The sequence below is a fragment of the Pseudomonas sp. SLBN-26 genome (assembly GCF_006715895.1).
GTDB lineage: Bacteria > Pseudomonadota > Gammaproteobacteria > Pseudomonadales > Pseudomonadaceae > Metapseudomonas > Metapseudomonas otitidis.
This window is the reverse complement of sequence record NZ_VFOB01000001.1, coordinates 4,608,562-4,625,462: the sequence shown is the minus strand read 5'-3', so window position 1 is coordinate 4,625,462 and position 16,901 is coordinate 4,608,562. Positions and strand designations below refer to the sequence as shown.

The following is a 16,901-nucleotide window of genomic DNA, read 5'->3' as shown; positions in this document are numbered from 1 at the left end:
AGGCCCGTCATGCCCCTGCACATCACCCCCCTCAGCCCCGCCCTTGGCGCCCTGGTCGGCGGCGTCGACCTGCGCGAGCCGCTGAGTGCCGAACACCGCGATGGCATCGAGGCCGCCCTGCTCAAGCACCAGGTGCTGTTCTTCCGCGCCCAGCCCCTGGCGCCCACCCAGCAGGCACGCTTCGCCGCCCAGTTCGGCGACCTGCACATCCACCCCATCTACCCCAACATCCCCGAGCAGCCGGAAGTGCTGGTGCTCGACACCGCCGTCACCGACGTGCGCGACAACGCCCTCTGGCACACCGACGTGACCTTCATGGAAACCCCGGCCCTGGGCGCCGTGCTCAGCGCCAAGCTGCTGCCGCCGGTGGGCGGCGACACCCTCTGGGCCAGCAGCAGCGCCGCCTTCGAAGCCCTCTCCGCGCCGCTGCAGCGGATGCTCGAAGGCCTCACCGCCACCCACGACCTGGCCCGCTCCTTCCCCGAGGAGCGCTTCAGCCTGACGGCAGAGGAACGCGAGAAGCTGGAAGCGGCCAAGCGCAAGCACCCGCCGGTGAGCCACCCGGTGGTGCGCACCCACCCGGTCACCGGGCGCAAGGGCCTGTTCGTCAGCGAAGGCTTCACCACCCGCATCAACGAGCTGTCGGCGGCGGAAAGCGACGCCCTGCTGCGTTTCCTCTTCGCCCACGCCACCCGCCCGGAGTTCACCCTGCGCTGGCGCTGGCAGGAGAACGACGTGGCCTTCTGGGACAACCGCATCACCCAGCACTTCGCCGTCGACGACTACCGCCCCGCCCGCCGCGTGATGCACCGCGCCACCATCCTCGGCGACAAGCCGTTCTGAACGGTCCCCTCCCGCTCCGATACGGAGCGGGGGCGAGCCGCTTGTCCACCGATCTTCGGACGGGTCCGAATGGCCTTCTGCCAGCCTTTTGCCAAGGCGCAACGCAGTTCCTGAAACCGGTGTGAACGTCGTTGCAAAGCTGGCTGTTGACCCCTTTCGCGGGTGGAACTGTCGCTATGCTGGGGCCCCTAAAGCAGTGTGTTCCACCACCGTCAGGGCCCGTCAGCCATGAGTGCAGCCATCTACATCGTTCCTGAGAAACCCGTCGCCGGGCTCGATGATTTCGTCCACGGCAGTACCGTCGTCCAGGTGGACGAAGTCGAGGTCGACGACCTCTGCAAACGGCTCAAGGTGAAGTCGCTGTGGGACTTCGTCAGCCAGGATCCGAACGAGTTCGCCGACCTGCTCGAAGGCCTCGAACTGGACGACCAGCTCGCCTGCGAGCAGTGGTTCAGCCCCGAGGACGGGCTGCGCACCGTGCGTGCCCTGCAGGGGCACCTGGTGAGCCAGCCGCGTTCGCTGTCCAACGCCGATGCCTTCCTCGAAGACCTGCAGGACTACGAGTGGGTGCTCAGCGCCCTCGCCGAGCAGGACGTGCGCTGGCATTTCGCCGTCGCCGTCTGAGCCCTCCCCCGGGCCCGGGGCCGGTCAGAGCCGGTCCAGGGCCTGCACGAAGTCGCCGATGATGTCGGCGGCGTCCTCGATCCCCACCGATACGCGGATGGTCCCCTCGTGGATGTCCAGCTCCGCCAGGGCCTCGGCCGACAGGGCGCGGTGGCTGGTCTTGCCCGGGTGGGTGATGCTGCTGGCCACGCCGGCCAGCGAGGGCGCGAACGCGGTGCGCTGCAGGCCGCGGATCAGGCCGTCCACCTCCGCCAGGCCACCCTTGAGGGTGAAGCTCAGCATGCCCGAGGCGCCCTTGGGGAACAGCCGCTGGGCCAGCGCGAAGTCCGGGTGCGAGGGCAGCCCCGGGTAGAACACCTTCGCCACCTGCGGATGGGCCTCCAGCGCTTCGGCCAGGGCCTGGGCGTTGGCGGAGTGGGCCTTCATGCGCAGGGCCAGGGTCTTGGCGCCACGGAAGGTCAGCCAGGCTTCGAAGGGGCTGGAACTGCCGCCGGCATTGATCTGGAAGCGCCGTGCCTGGGCGATCCACTCGGCGTCGCCGACGAGGATGCCGCCGGTGGCGTCGCTGTGGCCATTGAGGTACTTGGTGGTGCTGTGCAGCACCAGGTCGGCGCCAGCGGCCAGCGGGTTGTAGAGCGCCGGCGAGAGGAAGGTGTTGTCCACCAGCAGCTTGAGCCCGTGGGCCTTGGCCAGCTTGGCCAGGGCGGGGATGTCGCTGATGCGCACCAGCGGGTTGGAGGCCGTCTCGGTGTAGATCAGCCGCGTGGCCGGGGTGATGGCCGCCTCCACCGCCGCCAGGTCGTTGATCTCCACCAGGGTGGCGGTGATGCCGAAGCGCGCCAGCTCCTTCTCGATCAGGCTCTGGGTGGTGCCGTACAGCTCGCGGCTGGCGATCAGGTGGTCGCCGGCATTCAGCCGGCCCAGCAGCGCCGCACTCACCGAAGCCATGCCGGAAGCGGAGAACAGCGCCGCCTCGCCGCCTTCCAGGTCCCGCACCAGCTGCTCCAGCGCCGCCTGGTTGGGGTTGGCGATGCGGGTATACATGTAGTTGTCCGGGTTGCCGGCGAGGAAGTCGTCCACCTGCTCCAGGTTGTCGTAGACGAACACCGAGGACTCGTAGATGGGCAGCGTCTTGGGGCGGGTGACCATCTGCTGGTCGACGTCGTTGCCGCTGTGCACCGCGCGGGTGGAAAGGCCGGGTCTGGATTCAGGCATGGGGAATTCTCCAAAGGCAGGCGAGCGCGTGGGAGCGAATTCATTCGCGATGGACCGCGCAGCGGTCCCGGGCCTTGCAGCGCGTGCCTGCGGCACGCATTCGCGGATGAATCCGCTCCCACATAAAAAAAGAACGCCGACGATAGTCGAGACTCGTCGGCGTGAGGAGAGGCGCGGCGTTCGCCGCACCACCGTGGCTTGCGGTTGATCAGAAGGCCGGCACGACCGCGCCGGAGTATTTCTGCTCGATGAAGGCCTTCACTTCCGGGCTGGTCAGCGCGGCGGAGAGTTTCTTGATGGCGTCACTGTCCTTGTTGTCAGGACGGGCCACCAGGTAGTTCACGTAGGGCGAGCTGCGGTCTTCCAGCACCAGCGCGTCCTTGGACGGGTTGAGCTTGGCCTCCAGCGCGTAGTTGGTGTTGATCAGCGCCAGGTCGACCTGGTTCAGCACGCGCGGCAGCAGGGCCGCTTCCAGTTCCTTGAACTTGAAGTGGTGCGGGTTCTCGGCGATGTCCTTCGGGGTCGCCAGGGCGTTGCTCGGGTCCTTCAGCTTCAGCAGGCCGGATTTCTGCAGCAGGAGCAGGGCGCGGCCGCTGTTGCTGCCTTCGTTGGGGATGGCGATGGTGGCGCCGTCCGGCAGGTCCTTCAGGGATTTGTACTTGCTGGAGTAACCGCCGAAGGGCTCAACGTGCACGCCCTGCACGATCACCAGGTGGGTGCCCTTGCCGCTGTTGAAATTGTCCAGGTAGGGCTTGGTCTGGAAGTAGTTGGCGTCCAGGCGCTTCTCTTCCACCTGCACGTTGGGTTGCACGTAGTCGGTGAACACCTTCACCTCCAGATCGACCCCTTCCTTCGCCAGCTGCGGCTTGATCAGTTCGAGGATCTCGGCGTGGGGCACCGGGGTGGCGGCGACCACGAGCTTCTCGCCGGCGTGGGCCAGGGTGACGGAAAGGGCGGCAGCCAGAGCGGTCAACAGCAGGGACTTCTTCATGATGTTCCTTGATCTCAGGGGCTCCGGCTGGATCGTCAGCCATGAGCGGGGGTTCGGGTCCCGGCCTGGATGGTGCCGGGTTGGAGCGGACGTTACGGTGATTTTTTATAACGAACAAATACTAATTTTTTATTCATATATTCTTTTATGGAATTAAAAGACACCCCAGCCCGTACCCGACACGGTCCCCGTGCCCACATCGAATGTCGCCCTCGTGAATTGCCTGACCCGGCCCGCCTCACTAGAGTGGCGGCCTGTACCAGACACCCCCGGATGCCCGCCATGCTCGCCACTGCCCTCGCCCACTTTCCCCGCCTGGAACTGGTCACCGCACCGACCCCGCTGGAAAAGCTGGAGCGCCTGTCCCGGGAACTGGGGCGCGGCCTGTACGTCAAGCGCGACGACCTGACCCCCTTCGCCCTCGGCGGCAACAAGGTGCGCAAGCTCGAATACCTCGCCCAGGACGCCCTGGCCCAGGGCGCGGACGTGCTGGTCACCGCCGGCGCCATCCAGTCCAACCATGTGCGCCAGACCGCCGCCCTGGCTGCGCGCCTGGGCCTGGGTTGCGTGGCCCTGCTGGAAAACCCCATCGGCACCACCGACCGCAACTACCTGGAGAACGGCAACCGCCTGCTGCTGGACCTGTTCGGCACCGAGGTGCAGCAGGTGCCCAACCTCGACACCGCCGACCAGCTGCTGGCCGAGGCCGCCGAGCGCCTGCGCGCCGAAGGCCGCACCCCCTACGTGGTGCCCATCGGCGGCTCCAACGCCCTCGGCGCCCTGGGCTACGTGCGCGCCGGCCTGGAGCTGGCCGAGCAGATCCAGGCCAGCGGCGAGCGCTTCGCCGCCGTGGTGCTCGCCTCCGGCAGCGCCGGCACCCACGCCGGGCTCGCCCTGGCCCTGGAACACGCCCTGCCCGGCACCCGCGTGGTGGGCGTCACCGTGTCGCGCCCCGACGCCACCCAGCGCCCCAAGGTGGAAGGCCTGCTGCAGCGCACCGCCGAGCTGCTGGGCGTGCCGGTGCCCAACGGCCTGAAGGTGGAGCTGTGGGACCAGTACTTCGCCCCGCGATACGGCGAAGCCAATGCCGGCACCCTCGCCGCCGTACGCCGTGCCGCCGCCTGTGAAGGGCTGCTGCTGGACCCGGTCTACACCGGCAAGGCCTTCGCCGGTCTGCTGGACGGCATCGCCCGCCAGGCCTTCGACGGCGACGGTCCGCTGCTGTTCCTGCACACCGGCGGCTCACCGGCGCTGTTCGCCTATCATCCAGCGGGTGATGCGAACCACGACTTATAACCAGAAATGCATTTTGTGGTTTTTTATGTATTTAAACGAATATATGGAACTCCCTTAGAGTGGCGACCCTCCATTCGCCAACTGCCCCCGCGAGGCCCCTTATGCACGCAGCAACTCTCCGTCGTCCCGCCCTCTTCGCCAGCCTGGCACTGGCCCTCGGTCTCGGCCTGGCCGGCATCGCCGCCGCCGACCTGAAGGACATCCAGCAGAAAGGCGCCCTGAAGATCGGCCTGGAAGGCACCTACCCGCCCTTCAACTACCAGGACGAGAGCGGCAAGCTCACCGGCTTCGAAGTCGAGCTGGCACAAGCCCTGGCCAAGGAGCTGGGCGTGAAGGCCGAGTTCCAGCCGACCAAGTGGGACGGCATCCTCGCCGCCCTGGAATCCCGTCGCCTGGACGTAGCCATCAACCAGGTGACCATCTCCGAAGAGCGCAAGAAGAAGTACGACTTCACCACCCCCTACACCGTCTCCGGCATCCAGGCCCTGGTGCGCAAGGGCAAGGAAGGCGAGATCAAGACCGCCGCCGACCTGGCCGGCAAGAAGGTCGGCGTGGGCCTGGGCACCAACTACGAGCAGTGGCTGAAGGAGAACGTCCCGCAGGCCGACATCCGCACCTACGACGACGACCCCACCAAGTTCCAGGACCTCAACGTCGGCCGCATCGACGTGATCCTGGTGGACCGCCTGGCCGCCTTCGAAATGGTCGACAAGACCGGCGGCCGCCTGGCCGTGGCCGGCGAGCCCTTCTCCCGCCAGGAGGCCGGCATCGCCCTGCGCAAGGGCAACCCCGAGCTGCTCGCCGCGCTGGACAAGGCCCTGGCCAAGCTCAAGGCCGACGGCACCCTCAAGGCCCTGTCCGAGAAGTGGTTCAAGGCTGACGTGACCCAATGATCGAAGACGGCAGCCTGCAACTGGTGCTGGATTCCGCGCCCTTCCTGTTGAAGGGCGCGCTCTACACCGTGGTCCTCAGCCTCGGCGGCATGTTCTTCGGCCTGCTGCTGGGCTTCGCCCTGGCCCTGGCGCGCCTCTACGCCATCGCCCCGGTGCGCGGCCTGGCGCGGGTCTACGTGTCGTTCTTCCGCGGCACCCCGCTGCTGGTGCAGCTGTTCATCATCTACTACGGCCTGCCCCAGCTCGGCCTGGAGCTGAGCCCGCTGCTGGCGGCGCTGATCGGCTTCTCGCTGAACATGGCCGCCTACACCTCGGAAATCCTCCGCGCCGCCATCGCCTCCATCGACAAGGGGCAATGGGAAGCCGCCGCCAGCATCGGCATGAGCCGCAGCCAGGCGCTGACGCGCGCCATCCTTCCCCAGGCCGCGCGCACCGCCCTGCCGCCGCTGGGCAACAGCTTCATCTCGCTGGTCAAGGACACCGCCCTGGCCGCCACCATCCAGGTGCCGGAGCTGTTCCGCCAGGCGCAGCTGATCACCGCGCGCACCTTCGAGATCTTCACCATGTACCTGGCCGCCGCGCTGATGTACTGGGTGCTGGCCACCCTGCTGGCCCACGTCCAGGCGCGCCTCGAAGCCCGGGTCAACCGCCACGAACAGGACAGCTGATGATCACCGTCCGTAACCTGACCAAGTCCTTCAAGGGCCAGGCGGTGCTCAAGGGCATCGACCTGACCATCGAACCGGGCGAAGTGGTCGCCATCATCGGCCCCAGCGGCTCGGGCAAGACCACCCTGCTGCGCTGCCTCAACCTGCTGGAAGAGCCCGACGGCGGCACCCTCCAGCTGGGGCGGATCGAGATCGACGCCAACCAGCCCCTGAAGCAGCAGCAATGGCTGATCCGCCAGCTGCGCCAGCACGTCGGCTTCGTGTTCCAGAACTTCAACCTCTTCCCCCACCGCACCGCGCTGGAGAACGTCATCGAAGGCCCGGTGGTGGTGAAGAAGGAACCCCGCGAGCGCGCCATCGCACGCGCCCGCGCGCTGCTGGCCAAGGTCGGCCTGGCGGGCAAGGAAGACGCCTACCCCAAGCGCCTTTCCGGCGGCCAGCAACAGCGGGTGGCCATCGCCCGCGCCCTGGCGATGGAACCGGACGTGATCCTCTTCGACGAACCCACCTCCGCCCTCGACCCCGAGCTGGTGGGCGAGGTGCTGACCACCATCCGCGGGCTGGCCGAGGAGAAACGCACCATGGTCATCGTCACCCACGAGATGAGCTTCGCCCGCGACGTGGCCAACCGCGCGATCTTCATCGACAAGGGCGTGATCGTCGAACAGGGCGACGCCAAGACCCTGTTCAGCGCCCCGAAGGAAGAACGCACCCGGCAATTCCTCGCCAAGTTCCTGGTGGGCTAACGCCTATCGCTCTTGATCCTGTAGGGGCGACTTCAGTCGCCAAGCGGGCCGCAGGCCCGCCCTGCGGAATCCATGGGACCGCTGCGCGGTCCTTGGGCGAATGAATTCGCCCCTACAGCCGTAGCCCATTCGCCCCCTCAAACCGCTCGTTCCAACGCCCCCCGCAGGGTGGATGGCGCTCTTCCCATCCACCAGCGGAGTGGAGGGTGACGCCGATGGTGGACCGATAAAGTACGGTCCCCCCTACAGCCACAACGGACCACCAGGCGCTTGGTCGGTGACAGGGCCCGAATCCGCCAGACTGCCGGGTCATGACGCGGGAAAGCGCGTAGAATCCGCGCCCCCTCGCAACAAGCCCTGCCTCTTGCCATGAATCCCTCGACCCTCCTCTCCCTCCCCCTGCTCGCCCTGGCCCTTGGCGGCTTCGTCGTCGGCAGCAGTGAATTCATCATCATGGGCCTGCTGCCCGAGGTGGCCCAAGACCTCTCCGTGAGCCTCTCCGACGCCGGCCTGCTGGTCAGCGCCTACGCCATGGGCGTGGTCATCGGCGCGCCGCTGCTGGGCCCGCTGCTGGGGCGCCTGCCACGGCGCCAGGCGCTGCTGTGGCTGATGGGCGCCTACGCCCTGGGCAACCTCGCCTGCGCCCTGGCCCCCAGCTACGAATGGCTGCTGGCGGCGCGCATGTTCACCGCCTTCAGCCATGCCGGCTTCTTCGGCTGCGCCACCCTGCTGGCCGCCGAGCTGGCGCCGCCCCATCGCCGTGCCTCTGCCATGGCGCTGGTGCTCAGCGGGCTGACCATCGCCAACGTGCTCGGGGTGCCGGCCGGCGCCTGGCTGGGCCAGGCCACCAGCTGGCGGGTGACCTTCATGGTGGTGGCGGGCCTGGGCCTGCTGACGCTGCTGGCGCAGTTCCTCTGGCTGCCGGCCACCGCCAGGCCGCAGCCCAATGCCGCCGGTGCCTGGGACGGCATCTTCCGGCGCCCGGTGCTGCATGCGCTGGGGGTTTGCAGCCTGTCGTCGGTGGCGCTGTTCGGCGTGTTCACCTACATCAGCCCGTTGCTGCGCGATGTCTCCGGCTTCAGCCCGGAGCACGCCAATTTCGCCCTGCTGCTGTTCGGCATCGGCCTGACCCTCGGCAACCTGCTGGGCGGGCGCCTGGCGGACAAGGGCTTCCGCTTCGCCCTGCCCGGGGCCTTCGCGGTGAGCGCCCTGTGCCTGGTGGGGCTGTTCGTCTTCGCCCAGGTGCCGGTGCTGGCGCTGGCCTGCTTGTTCCTCTGGGGCGTGGCGAGCTTCGCCATCTCCTCGCCGCTGCAGTTGCTGCTGGTGGAACAGGCCGGCGAATCCGCCAGCCTCGCCGCCACCCTCAGCCACGCGGCCTTCAACCTGGGCAACGCCAGCGGTGCCTTCGTCGGCGGCCTGTGGCTGAGCACCGGGATGGGCCTGGCCAACCTGCCGCTGATGGGCGTGGCCGTGCTGGTCGCCACCCTGCTGGTGTGCCTGCCCCTGCCGCGCCTGCGCGCCACCCGCGAGCGCCTCCAGGCGACCGGGCAGATCCATTGATCCAGGCCCCGTGGGGTGACGCTGCACCCGTAGGAGGGATCGCGCTTCGCCGATCCACCGTCCAGCCCCGAGCCGCGCGCCGTGCATCGGAGTGATGGGCGGTATGAGCCCCACCCGTGTGATGGCGGTCGGGAGGGTTCGCGGTACGGAACCCCGGGAGCTGCGGGATCGGCCCGGGCGGGCTAGGCTCTGGCCTTTCCCATGCGACAGGAGCACAGACATGGAAGCGGAACGCCAGGCCATCGAGGCGGTGGTACGGGATTACGTGGAAGGCATGGTGCGGGCGGACGCGACGCTGTTGCGCAGCGCCTTCCACCCCGACAGCCGCATCGTCGGGCACTTCGGCCCGGACCTGCAGTGGCTCTCGCCGGAAGCCTTCATCGCCGGCCTGCAGGCCAAGGGGCCGGTGGTAGCCGAGGGCGAAGCGCCGGTGTGGCGGCTGGAGTCCCTGGACCTCACAGGCGACACCGCCCTGGCCAAGGTCACCGACGTCTACGCCGGCCTGGACTTCACCGATTACCTCTCGCTGCTGAAGATCGACGGCCGCTGGCGCATCGTGCACAAGCTGTTCCACCTGCACGGCTAAGGCCTGCCTCCGGGTGGGTCACATCGCGTCGCCCCACCCCTTGCCCCCTCGACGCCCTACCCCGCCAGCACCTCGGCGAACAGCTGGCGCAGGTTGTCCACATCGTTGGCCGCCAGCTGGCGCAGCTGCTGGGCGAGCTGTGCATAACTCGGTGCGGGCGGCAGGTTGAGGTGGTGCGGCAGGATCTCCTCGCCGTCGCTCACCAGCAGGGCGAAGTGGATGCTGTTCTCCAGCTCGCGGGTGTTGCCCGGCCAGGGGTAGCCCTCCAGCGCCGCCTGGGCCTGGGCGCCGATCAGCGGCAGCGGCAGGTCGAGGCGCTGGGCGTAGATGCCGAGGAAGTACTCGGCCAGCGGCAGGATGTCGTCCGGGCGCTCGCGCAGCGGCGGCAGTTCCACGCGCCCTTCGTTGAGGTACTGGTAGAGCCGCTCGTCGAACTTGCCGGCACGCACTGCCTGGGCCAGGTCGATGCTGGTGGCGGCCACCAGGCGCACGTCCACCGGGGTCGGTTGCTGGGCGCCGACGCGGGTCACCTCGCGGCTTTCCAGGGCCGCCAGCAGGCGCGCCTGGAGCGGCAGCGGCAGGTCGCCGATCTCGTCCAGGTAGAGCGTCCCGCCATTGGCCGAACCGAACCAGCCGGCGCGGCTGCTGGCCGAGCCGGCATGGGCGCCGGGGGCGTGGCCGAACAGCTCGGCCTCGGCGTAGGCCTTGCTGATGGCGCCGCAGTTGACCGCGACGAACAGCCCCGGCCGCTCGCTGGCGCGGTGGATCTGTCGCGCCAGCAGCTCCTTGCCGGTGCCGGTCTCGCCCTGGATCAGCACCGGCACGGCGGCCGGTGCCAGGTGTTCGATTTCCTCCCGCAGGCGCCGCGAACGGGCATCGACGAACACCAGCGCGCGGGCACGGATGCTCAGCGGGCTGCGGTCGGCGTCGGCGAAGGTCAGCAGGGGTTGGCCATTGGCTGGCTGGCTCATGGACGAAATCTCCCGCCGGGGCCTGCGCGCTGGCAGGTCCCGGACGTCACGCGATGAATGGAGGCGCGCCCGGCTCAGGCGCGCAGGCGGGCCAGTTGCTCGATGCGCCCCTGCAGGCGGTAGAGGTAGGCGAAGCCCTGCTCCCAGCGCTGGTGGCCGGACTTCACGTTGATGTGCCCGGCGCCGGCGAGGATGGCCGGCTCGGCGCCCCAGTCACGGGCCAGTTGCAAGGCCCGCTGCGGGCTGGCCGCGTGGTCGTTGTCGGAGCCCACCAGCAGTGTGGGGAACGGCAGGGCCATGCGGGGGATCGGCGCGAAGCCGGTGAGCGCCTCCGGGCAGCCGGGGCGCTCCACATCCGCCGGGGCGACCAGCAGCGCACCGCGCACCCGGCGCAGCACGTCCGGATCGGCCTGGGCCGCCCAGTGGGCCACGGTGACGCAGCCCAGGCTGTGGGCGACGAGGATCACCGGGGTGCGTTCGGCATCGATGGCGCGCTCCAGCGCCGCCACCCAGGCCGCGCGGTCGGGTTGGTCCCAGTCGGCCTGCTCCACCCGCTGCGCGTTGGGCAGCGTGCGCTCCCAGTGGCTCTGCCAATGGTCGTCGGGGGAGCCCTGCCATCCTGGCAGGATCAAGTAGCGAATGGCCTGGCTGCGCATGGCGAGCCCTCCTTGCGAGACGTTCGATGAAGGGCAGTCTAGGGGCTCGTCATATATCTGTTAAGGAATAAGAATTTATTTACTTATGCATTATTAGCTTATAGCTGCAGGTCATCCTCGCCCCACCAGACCGAACGAGTAGGATGAGCCCCTCGCTCCCCAGCACCGGAACGCGGCGCCATGCAGATCGACGACGAGCTGACCCTGAAGAAACTGGAGACCTTCCTCGCCTTCATGCGCGCGGGCAACCTGTCCCGCGCGGCGGCGGCGCTGGGCACCAGCAACGTCAGCGTGCACCGCGCCATCCACTCCCTGGAGAGCGCCCTGCGCTGCCCGCTGTTCAAGCACGAGGGGCGCAACCTGACACCGCTGGAAAGCGCCTACGTGCTGGAGGAGAAGGCCCAGAAGCTGGTGCAGGACGTGCTCGACATGGTGCGCCTGACCCGCGAGGCGGCGGGCTTTTCCGCCGAGCGCTTCAAGCTCGGTGCGCTCTATTCGCTGACGGTGAAGACCGTGCCGCAACTGGTGATGGGCCTGAAGATCCGCCGCAGCGAGCTGAACATCGACCTCACCCTGGGCTCCAACGCCGACCTGCTCTACCGCCTGAAGAACCTGGAGCTGGACGCCATGCTGGTGTCCCTCGACGAGAGCGTCAGCGACCCGGACTGCGAGCAGCTGCCGCTGTTCTCCGACGACATCTTCCTCGCCGTGCCCACCGACTCGCCCTTCGCCGAGCAGCCGGAGGTGGACCTGGCGGACCTGGCCGACTCCACCTTCATCACCCTCACCCAGGGCTTCGCCACCCACCGCGACGGCGCGCGGGTGTTCCAGCAGGCGGGCTTCGAGCCAAAGGTGGCGATGCAGGTGAACGACATCTTCACCCTGCTCAGCATGGTCAGCTCCGGGGTCGGCTACGCCCTGCTGCCCGGACGCATCGCAGCGGTGTACGAGAACCGCGTGAAGCTGATCCCGCTGCAGGCGCGCTACCGCCTGCAGCAGCACATCGGCGTGGTCTTCCTCAAGGCCCGCGAGCGCGACCCCAACCTGCTCGCGCTGCTGGCCGAATGCCGCATGTACAGCCTGCGGCAGGGCCCGCACTGACCGCCGTCGAAAAACCCGGCGAGCCCCTCAGCCGGCCAGGCCGCGCATCATGAAGAACAGCAGCGACGGGCCCAGCAGGCAGCCCAGGGCGGTGTAGAAGGCGGCGGTCAGGCAACCGTAGGGCACCAGCTTCGGATCGGTGGCCGCCAGGCCCCCGGCCACGCCGCTGGAGGTGCCCATCAGGCCGCCGAAGATCACCGCCGTGCGCGGGTTGTCGAGGCCGATGAAGGGCGCGACGAAGGGCGTCGCCACCATCACCAGGATGGCCTTCACCAGGCCGGCGGCGATGGACAGCGCCATTACCTCGGAGCTGGCGCCGATGGCCGCGCCGGTCACCGGGCCGACGATGTAGGTCACCGCCCCCGCGCCGATGGTGGTCAGGCTCACCGCGTCGGTGTAGCCGAAGGCCAGCGCCACGCCGACCCCGGCGACGAAGGAGGTGCCGATGCCGAGGAACAGCGCCACCACCCCGGACACGCCGGCGCGCTTGAGTTCCTCAATGTTCACCCCGAAGGCCGTGGCGACGATGGCGAAGTCCCGCAGCATGGCGCCGCCCAGCAGGCCGATGCCGGACAGCAGCGGCACGTCCACCAGGCCCTTCTGCCCGCCGGTCATCACCCCGCCCACGTAGGACAGCACCAGGCCGAGGAAGATGGCGATGGCCGAGCCGTGCAGGCGGCCCCGGGTGAGCGTGGCGGAGAGCCAGTAGGACAGCCACATGGTGACGCCGATGACGGCGAAGCCGCTGATCAGCCCGTAGCCGTTGATCACTTTCAGCATGGATTCGTACATGGCGGTCACCGTTGCGCAGGCTTCAGGGCATCAGCGGCGGCTGCCGCGTCGGGCTTCTTTTGGCCGAGGCGGTCCAGCACCGGGACCATGGCGAAGCCGAGGACCACCGCCGCGATGCCGGCGAGGATCGCCATGGGCCCGCCGGACAGCGCGCCGAGCACGTTCTGCTGGGCGGCCATGGCGACCACGATGGGGATGTAGATGGCGCTCCAGAATTCCACCCCCTGCTCGCTCTTGGCGCCCATCAGGCCGCGCTTGTGCAGGGCGCTGCCGACGAAGATGAGCAGCAGCATGGCGATGCCGACACCGCCGACGTTGGCGGGAACGCCCAGGAGCTTGCCCAGGAGTTCGCCGATGAACAGGCCGACAAGGGTGCACAGGGCCAGGAAGGCCACACCGTAGATGATCATTGTTGTTGTCCTCGTGTTCGGGTCGAAGTGGCTTGTTTTTATCCTTCGAGTTGCACGGCGCTTATCGGGAGTGCTCCACCTCCTGGCGCAACAGGGCGTCCAGCGTATCCAGGCGGGCGCCCTGAAAGGCGATCACCGTTCCTTTTTCGAACACCCGCCGCGCCAGGCCGCTGAGCACGGCGCCGGGGGGCAGCTCGATGAACAGGCCCACGCCGCGCTCATAGGCGGTGCGCAGGGTGCCGTGCCAGTCGACCACGCGGCACATGTTGAAGGCGAGGTCGTCGCGCAGGCGCTCCGGGTCGTGGATCGGCCGCGCGGTGGTGCCGCTGAGGTAGCGGATCGCCGGGCGCCGCAGCGGCACCTCGGCGAAGGCCGCCGCCAGCTCACGGGCCGGCGCTTCCAGCAGTGGGCAGTGGGACGGCACGCTCATCGCCAGGCGCTTCGCCAGGCCGGCCCCCAGGGTGCGGGCCCGCTCGGCGATGGCGGCCATGGCGGCGTCGCTGCCGGCGATGACGATCTGGTTGTCGGCGTTGAGGTTGCCGATGAACACCGGGCCCTCGGCCTCGGCCAGCAGCCCTTCCACCGTGGTCAGGTCCAGCCCCTGCAGGGCGGTCATGCCGTAGCCCTGTGGATAAGCCCGCTGCATCAGCTCGCCACGCAGGGCCACCAGGCGCAGGGCATCGGCGAAGTCCAGGGCGCCGGCCACCACCGCCGCCGGGTAGGCGCCGATGGACAGCCCGGCGACGTAGTCCGGCGCCGGGCTGCGCGCCAGCAGCAGGCGGGCGCTGGCGACCCCGGCGATGAGCAGGCAGAGCTGCACCGCACGGGTGGAACGCAGGGCCTCGGCGCTGTCGAGCCGGGCCAGGTCCTCCCCCAGCACCTCGGCGGCCTCGTCCAGGCAGGCACGCACTTCCGGCGCTGCCGGCAGGGCCTGGAGCATGCCGGGCTGCTGGGCACCCTGGCCGGGAAAGGCGAACAGGCTGCTCATGCCGCGTCCTCCCGGGGCTGCCAGGGGTTATCCACAAGCCGCGCGCCGGCATCGCACTTGAGCAGCACGCTGCGGGCGCTGCCGCCCCACTCGCGCAGGGCCACGCCGCCTTGAGGGGTCTGCAGTTGCAGGTCGACGCGGCAGGGCAGGTCTTCGAACAGCACCAGCAGCTCCCGCGCCCAGGCGCGCGGCAGGGGCTCGGCGGTGCGCAGCAGCAGGTCGAGGTCACTCTCCGCGTGCAGCACGTCGCGTCCGGTGGCGAGCTGGTAGCCCACCCCGCCAGTGGGGCCCCAGGGCAGGCCGAGGGCGTCCATCAAGGGCGTCACCTGGGCCAGGGCCCGCAAGGCCGGCAGTTCGCCCGGCGCGCGCAGGCGCAGTTGCTCGGGGGCGAGGCGTCGCTGTACGGCGGCGACCGGCATGCAGGCGGCGAAACGCTCGGCGCGGGTGGCGCCACGCACCCCCACGGCCACCTGGCCCGCCGGGCAGCACGCACGGCGCACCACCACCGGCAGCCCGGCGGCCAGCACCTGCCGCGCCCAGGCCGGGGCCTCGACGGGCAGCTGGTCCGGGGCCAGGCCCCAGAGCAGGTCGTGTGGCTGGAGGCGGTCCATGGCGGGCTCCCGGCCGGGCCTTACCACTGCGCCCGCAACTGGGCACGCACCGCCGAGGAGGCGGCGCGGTTCTCGGCGCCCAGGCGGTTGGACAGGTCGGTGCCGGTGCCGATGTCCGCCACGGCGCGCACCAGGCAGTCGCGCACCCGGTCGAGGTCGGCGGCGCCGGGGCTGTCGGGGTTATCCACAGCCAGGCGCTCCCAGAGCAGGCCGAGGGAGGCGTAGTTGTCCAGGTCGTAGGCCATGGGCGGCACCTTGGCCGCCAGGGCTTCCAGCTCGTCGACGCTGCGCAGGGTGATGCGTGCGGCGGCGGCCTTGCCCATGGCGTGGACCATCACCCCGGCATCGTCCAGGGCGATCAGCCGCTGGGCCTGGTAGCCGTGGGCGAGAAAGGCGCCGGACATGGCCTTGCCCACCAGCAGGCCGATCACCGGGTGCCCGGCCAGGCGGGCACGGGCGTAGGCGTCCACCGCGCCGGCCAGGGCCTGGTGGATGCCCAAGGCCTCTTCGCGGCGGCCGTAGGCCTGGCTGGGCACGTCCACCACGGCCACCAGCACGCGCTTGTCGGCACGCCCCGCATCGGCCTGGATGGCGTCATCCACGGCCTTGGCCAGGCCCCAGCCTTCCAGCAGCCCCACCTCGCCGTTGCGGGCGCGGGGGAAGGGGTTGCGCGGGTCGGGCACCACGGCGATGAAGCGCGCGGCGCGGCTGCCCACCTCGCCGTCGATCACCTGCACCGAAGCGGGGAAGCCCGCCAGCGGGGTGCCGCCGGCCAGGCCGTGCAGCCAGTTCAGTCCTCGGCTCATTGCAGCTCTCCCTGGTAGAGGGCGCGCACCTGGGCGGCGTCCAGTTGGTCACAGTCCTCCCCCAGCCGGGCCAGGCGGGCGAGGAATTCGTCGGGGCGGCGGCAGCGCGGGGCGGCGGGTTCGCCGGCCGCCAGCAGGCCGGCCAGGGCCTCGCGCAGGGCTGCCACGTCATCGGCCACGTAGGCGTCGGCCAGGGCGCAGGCGTGGCGCTGTTCGCCACCGGTGAGGCTCCAGATGAAGGGCCGGTCGCGGGCGTCGTATTCCTCGATGCCGGCTTCCTGCTCGATCACCTGGGGGCCGTTGAGGCCCAGGCGCGCCTCGCGGGTCACCAGCAGGTGGCTGCACAGGCCGGCGGCGATGGACATGCCGCCGAAGCAGCCGACGGCACCGGCGATCACGCCCACCACCGGCTGGTGCTGGCGCAGGGCGACGATGGCGGCCTGGATCTCGGCGATGGCGGCCAGGCCCAGGTTGGCTTCCTGCAGGCGCACGCCGCCGGTTTCCAGCAGCAGCACGGCGGCGGTGGGTATGCCCTGGCGGTTGTCTTCCACCGCCAGCTCCAGGGCGCCGGCGATCTTGGCGCCGCCGACCTCGCCCAGGCTGCCGCCCTGGAAGGCGCCCTCGATGGCGGCGATTACCAGGGGGCGGCCGTCGAGGCTGCCCTTGGCCACCACCACGCCGTCATCGGCCTGGGGCACGATGCCCTGCTGCACCAGCCAGGGCGACATGAGGCGATCGAAGGGGCCGAGCAGCTCGCGGAAGCTGCCGTCGTCCAGCAGCGCGCGGGCGCGCTGGCGGGCACCCAGTTCGACGAAGCTGCGGGCCGCCAGCAGGCGGGCGGTATCAGTCATGGGCCACCTCCTCCAGGGCCTGCTCCAGGCGCAGGCGCACCACTCCCGGCGTGGCGCCGAAGTCGTGGATGTCGATGTTCAGGGCCGGCAGCTGCTGGCCGGCGAAGAGGCGCTGGAACAGCTGCGTCCAGCGCGGGCCGCTGCCGTTCACCGAGGTGATCACCTGGATCGCCAGGGTGCCGGCACGGCCGGGCTCCAGCAGCACTTCCAGGTCGCCGGAGCCGACGCAGCCCACCAGGGCGCGGCCGCGAGCGGGTTGCCCGGCGGGGAATTCGAAGGTCAGGGTTTCCATG

The 16,901-nt window shown here is 69.6% G+C and carries 20 protein-coding genes; 9 read left to right on the top strand and 11 right to left on the bottom strand.

What is annotated here, in order from left to right:
* The first annotated feature begins 9 nt into the window (after positions 1–9).
* Together tauD and FBY21_RS21415 are read left to right on the top strand one after the other, a co-directional pair.
* The gene (gene tauD, locus FBY21_RS21420) at positions 10–843 is read left to right on the top strand and encodes a taurine dioxygenase (protein WP_142013521.1); all 834 of its coding nucleotides are present in this window, start codon (positions 10–12) and stop codon (positions 841–843) included.
* A 228-nt stretch (positions 844–1,071) separates the two neighbouring features.
* Positions 1,072–1,467, top strand: a complete 396-nt coding sequence (locus FBY21_RS21415) for a hypothetical protein (protein WP_044413902.1) — start codon at positions 1,072–1,074, stop codon at positions 1,465–1,467.
* Positions 1,468–1,491: 24 nt separating this feature from the next.
* On the opposite strand, the gene FBY21_RS21410 is transcribed toward FBY21_RS21415, so the two are convergent.
* Positions 1,492–2,682, bottom strand: a complete 1,191-nt coding sequence (locus tag FBY21_RS21410; protein WP_107331608.1) for a trans-sulfuration enzyme family protein — start codon at positions 2,680–2,682, stop codon at positions 1,492–1,494.
* A gap of 208 nt (positions 2,683–2,890) precedes the next feature.
* Positions 2,891–3,673, bottom strand: coding sequence for a MetQ/NlpA family ABC transporter substrate-binding protein (locus FBY21_RS21405; protein ID WP_044413907.1), 783 nt, complete (start codon positions 3,671–3,673; stop codon positions 2,891–2,893).
* 282 nt (positions 3,674–3,955) lie between these two features.
* On the opposite strand from FBY21_RS21405, the gene FBY21_RS21400 reads away from it, so the two are divergent.
* From FBY21_RS21400 to FBY21_RS21375, 6 genes are all read left to right on the top strand, one after another.
* Positions 3,956–4,969: a D-cysteine desulfhydrase gene (locus tag FBY21_RS21400; protein WP_142013518.1), complete on the top strand. Its 1,014-nt coding sequence runs from the start codon at positions 3,956–3,958 to the stop codon at positions 4,967–4,969.
* A 101-nt stretch (positions 4,970–5,070) separates the two neighbouring features.
* A complete protein-coding gene (tcyJ, locus tag FBY21_RS21395; RefSeq protein WP_142013515.1) occupies positions 5,071–5,862 on the top strand; it encodes a cystine ABC transporter substrate-binding protein in 792 nt (263 codons plus the stop codon).
* Positions 5,859–6,530 (top strand): cystine ABC transporter permease, encoded by a 672-nt coding sequence (tcyL, locus tag FBY21_RS21390; protein WP_074972348.1) that lies wholly within the window; start codon positions 5,859–5,861, stop codon positions 6,528–6,530. Before tcyJ ends, tcyL begins: the two co-directional genes overlap by 4 nt.
* Positions 6,530–7,276, top strand: a complete 747-nt coding sequence (tcyN, locus tag FBY21_RS21385; RefSeq protein WP_044413919.1) for an L-cystine ABC transporter ATP-binding protein TcyN — start codon at positions 6,530–6,532, stop codon at positions 7,274–7,276. Before tcyL ends, tcyN begins: the two co-directional genes overlap by 1 nt.
* A gap of 369 nt (positions 7,277–7,645) precedes the next feature.
* Positions 7,646–8,836, top strand: coding sequence for an MFS transporter (locus FBY21_RS21380; protein ID WP_142013512.1), 1,191 nt, complete (start codon positions 7,646–7,648; stop codon positions 8,834–8,836).
* 220 nt (positions 8,837–9,056) lie between these two features.
* Positions 9,057–9,422 (top strand): nuclear transport factor 2 family protein, encoded by a 366-nt coding sequence (locus FBY21_RS21375; RefSeq protein WP_142013510.1) that lies wholly within the window; start codon positions 9,057–9,059, stop codon positions 9,420–9,422.
* Between the two features lie 56 nt (positions 9,423–9,478).
* Here the strand turns inward: FBY21_RS21375 and FBY21_RS21370 are convergent, their stop codons facing one another.
* Both FBY21_RS21370 and FBY21_RS21365 read right to left on the bottom strand, forming a co-directional pair.
* Positions 9,479–10,393: a sigma 54-interacting transcriptional regulator gene (locus tag FBY21_RS21370; RefSeq protein ID WP_044407162.1), complete on the bottom strand. Its 915-nt coding sequence runs from the start codon at positions 10,391–10,393 to the stop codon at positions 9,479–9,481.
* A 74-nt stretch (positions 10,394–10,467) separates the two neighbouring features.
* Positions 10,468–11,049 carry an RBBP9/YdeN family alpha/beta hydrolase gene (locus FBY21_RS21365; protein WP_142013508.1) on the bottom strand — a complete coding sequence of 194 codons (582 nt, stop codon included), beginning with the start codon at positions 11,047–11,049 and terminating at the stop codon, positions 10,468–10,470.
* A 180-nt stretch (positions 11,050–11,229) separates the two neighbouring features.
* On the opposite strand from FBY21_RS21365, the gene FBY21_RS21360 reads away from it, so the two are divergent.
* Positions 11,230–12,150 carry a LysR substrate-binding domain-containing protein gene (locus FBY21_RS21360; protein ID WP_044407156.1) on the top strand — a complete coding sequence of 307 codons (921 nt, stop codon included), beginning with the start codon at positions 11,230–11,232 and terminating at the stop codon, positions 12,148–12,150.
* A gap of 27 nt (positions 12,151–12,177) precedes the next feature.
* Here the strand turns inward: FBY21_RS21360 and madM are convergent, their stop codons facing one another.
* From madM to FBY21_RS21325, 7 genes are all read right to left on the bottom strand, one after another.
* Positions 12,178–12,942 (bottom strand): malonate transporter subunit MadM, encoded by a 765-nt coding sequence (madM, locus tag FBY21_RS21355; RefSeq protein ID WP_142013505.1) that lies wholly within the window; start codon positions 12,940–12,942, stop codon positions 12,178–12,180.
* 5 nt (positions 12,943–12,947) lie between these two features.
* Complete coding sequence (gene madL, locus FBY21_RS21350) at positions 12,948–13,352, bottom strand: malonate transporter subunit MadL (RefSeq protein WP_142013503.1); 405 nt, start codon at positions 13,350–13,352, stop codon at positions 12,948–12,950.
* A 61-nt stretch (positions 13,353–13,413) separates the two neighbouring features.
* Complete coding sequence (gene mdcH / locus FBY21_RS21345; protein ID WP_142013501.1) at positions 13,414–14,340, bottom strand: malonate decarboxylase subunit epsilon; 927 nt, start codon at positions 14,338–14,340, stop codon at positions 13,414–13,416.
* Positions 14,337–14,951, bottom strand: a complete 615-nt coding sequence (locus FBY21_RS21340; RefSeq protein WP_142013499.1) for a malonate decarboxylase holo-ACP synthase — start codon at positions 14,949–14,951, stop codon at positions 14,337–14,339. Before FBY21_RS21340 ends, mdcH begins: the two co-directional genes overlap by 4 nt.
* Positions 14,952–14,971: 20 nt before the next feature.
* Positions 14,972–15,757: a biotin-independent malonate decarboxylase subunit gamma gene (gene mdcE, locus FBY21_RS21335; protein ID WP_044407144.1), complete on the bottom strand. Its 786-nt coding sequence runs from the start codon at positions 15,755–15,757 to the stop codon at positions 14,972–14,974.
* Positions 15,754–16,608, bottom strand: a complete 855-nt coding sequence (locus FBY21_RS21330; protein WP_142013497.1) for a biotin-independent malonate decarboxylase subunit beta — start codon at positions 16,606–16,608, stop codon at positions 15,754–15,756. The genes mdcE and FBY21_RS21330 overlap by 4 nt, the downstream gene beginning before the upstream one ends.
* Positions 16,601–16,900, bottom strand: a complete 300-nt coding sequence (locus FBY21_RS21325) for a malonate decarboxylase subunit delta (protein ID WP_044407138.1) — start codon at positions 16,898–16,900, stop codon at positions 16,601–16,603. The genes FBY21_RS21330 and FBY21_RS21325 overlap by 8 nt, the downstream gene beginning before the upstream one ends.
* Between the last annotated feature and the right edge of the window lies 1 nt (position 16,901).

What these genes read in the sequence shown, in the direction of transcription:
- tauD (WP_142013521.1), top strand. Translation starts at nt 10, where the DNA reads ATGCCCCTGCACATCACCCCCCTCAGCCCCGCCCTTGGCGCCCTGGTC.
- tcyN (WP_044413919.1), top strand. Translation starts at nt 6,530, where the DNA reads ATGATCACCGTCCGTAACCTGACCAAGTCCTTCAAGGGCCAGGCGGTG.
- FBY21_RS21340 (WP_142013499.1), bottom strand. Translation starts at nt 14,951, where the DNA reads ATGGACCGCCTCCAGCCACACGACCTGCTCTGGGGCCTGGCCCCGGAC.
- FBY21_RS21370 (WP_044407162.1), bottom strand. Translation starts at nt 10,393, where the DNA reads ATGAGCCAGCCAGCCAATGGCCAACCCCTGCTGACCTTCGCCGACGCC.
- FBY21_RS21330 (WP_142013497.1), bottom strand. Translation starts at nt 16,608, where the DNA reads ATGACTGATACCGCCCGCCTGCTGGCGGCCCGCAGCTTCGTCGAACTG.
- FBY21_RS21375 (WP_142013510.1), top strand. Translation starts at nt 9,057, where the DNA reads ATGGAAGCGGAACGCCAGGCCATCGAGGCGGTGGTACGGGATTACGTG.
- FBY21_RS21415 (WP_044413902.1), top strand. Translation starts at nt 1,072, where the DNA reads ATGAGTGCAGCCATCTACATCGTTCCTGAGAAACCCGTCGCCGGGCTC.
- FBY21_RS21360 (WP_044407156.1), top strand. Translation starts at nt 11,230, where the DNA reads ATGCAGATCGACGACGAGCTGACCCTGAAGAAACTGGAGACCTTCCTC.
- FBY21_RS21365 (WP_142013508.1), bottom strand. Translation starts at nt 11,049, where the DNA reads ATGCGCAGCCAGGCCATTCGCTACTTGATCCTGCCAGGATGGCAGGGC.
- mdcH (WP_142013501.1), bottom strand. Translation starts at nt 14,340, where the DNA reads ATGAGCAGCCTGTTCGCCTTTCCCGGCCAGGGTGCCCAGCAGCCCGGC.
- FBY21_RS21405 (WP_044413907.1), bottom strand. Translation starts at nt 3,673, where the DNA reads ATGAAGAAGTCCCTGCTGTTGACCGCTCTGGCTGCCGCCCTTTCCGTC.
- FBY21_RS21400 (WP_142013518.1), top strand. Translation starts at nt 3,956, where the DNA reads ATGCTCGCCACTGCCCTCGCCCACTTTCCCCGCCTGGAACTGGTCACC.
- FBY21_RS21410 (WP_107331608.1), bottom strand. Translation starts at nt 2,682, where the DNA reads ATGCCTGAATCCAGACCCGGCCTTTCCACCCGCGCGGTGCACAGCGGC.
- tcyJ (WP_142013515.1), top strand. Translation starts at nt 5,071, where the DNA reads ATGCACGCAGCAACTCTCCGTCGTCCCGCCCTCTTCGCCAGCCTGGCA.
- madM (WP_142013505.1), bottom strand. Translation starts at nt 12,942, where the DNA reads ATGTACGAATCCATGCTGAAAGTGATCAACGGCTACGGGCTGATCAGC.
- mdcE (WP_044407144.1), bottom strand. Translation starts at nt 15,757, where the DNA reads ATGAGCCGAGGACTGAACTGGCTGCACGGCCTGGCCGGCGGCACCCCG.
- tcyL (WP_074972348.1), top strand. Translation starts at nt 5,859, where the DNA reads ATGATCGAAGACGGCAGCCTGCAACTGGTGCTGGATTCCGCGCCCTTC.
- FBY21_RS21380 (WP_142013512.1), top strand. Translation starts at nt 7,646, where the DNA reads ATGAATCCCTCGACCCTCCTCTCCCTCCCCCTGCTCGCCCTGGCCCTT.
- FBY21_RS21325 (WP_044407138.1), bottom strand. Translation starts at nt 16,900, where the DNA reads ATGGAAACCCTGACCTTCGAATTCCCCGCCGGGCAACCCGCTCGCGGC.
- madL (WP_142013503.1), bottom strand. Translation starts at nt 13,352, where the DNA reads ATGATCATCTACGGTGTGGCCTTCCTGGCCCTGTGCACCCTTGTCGGC.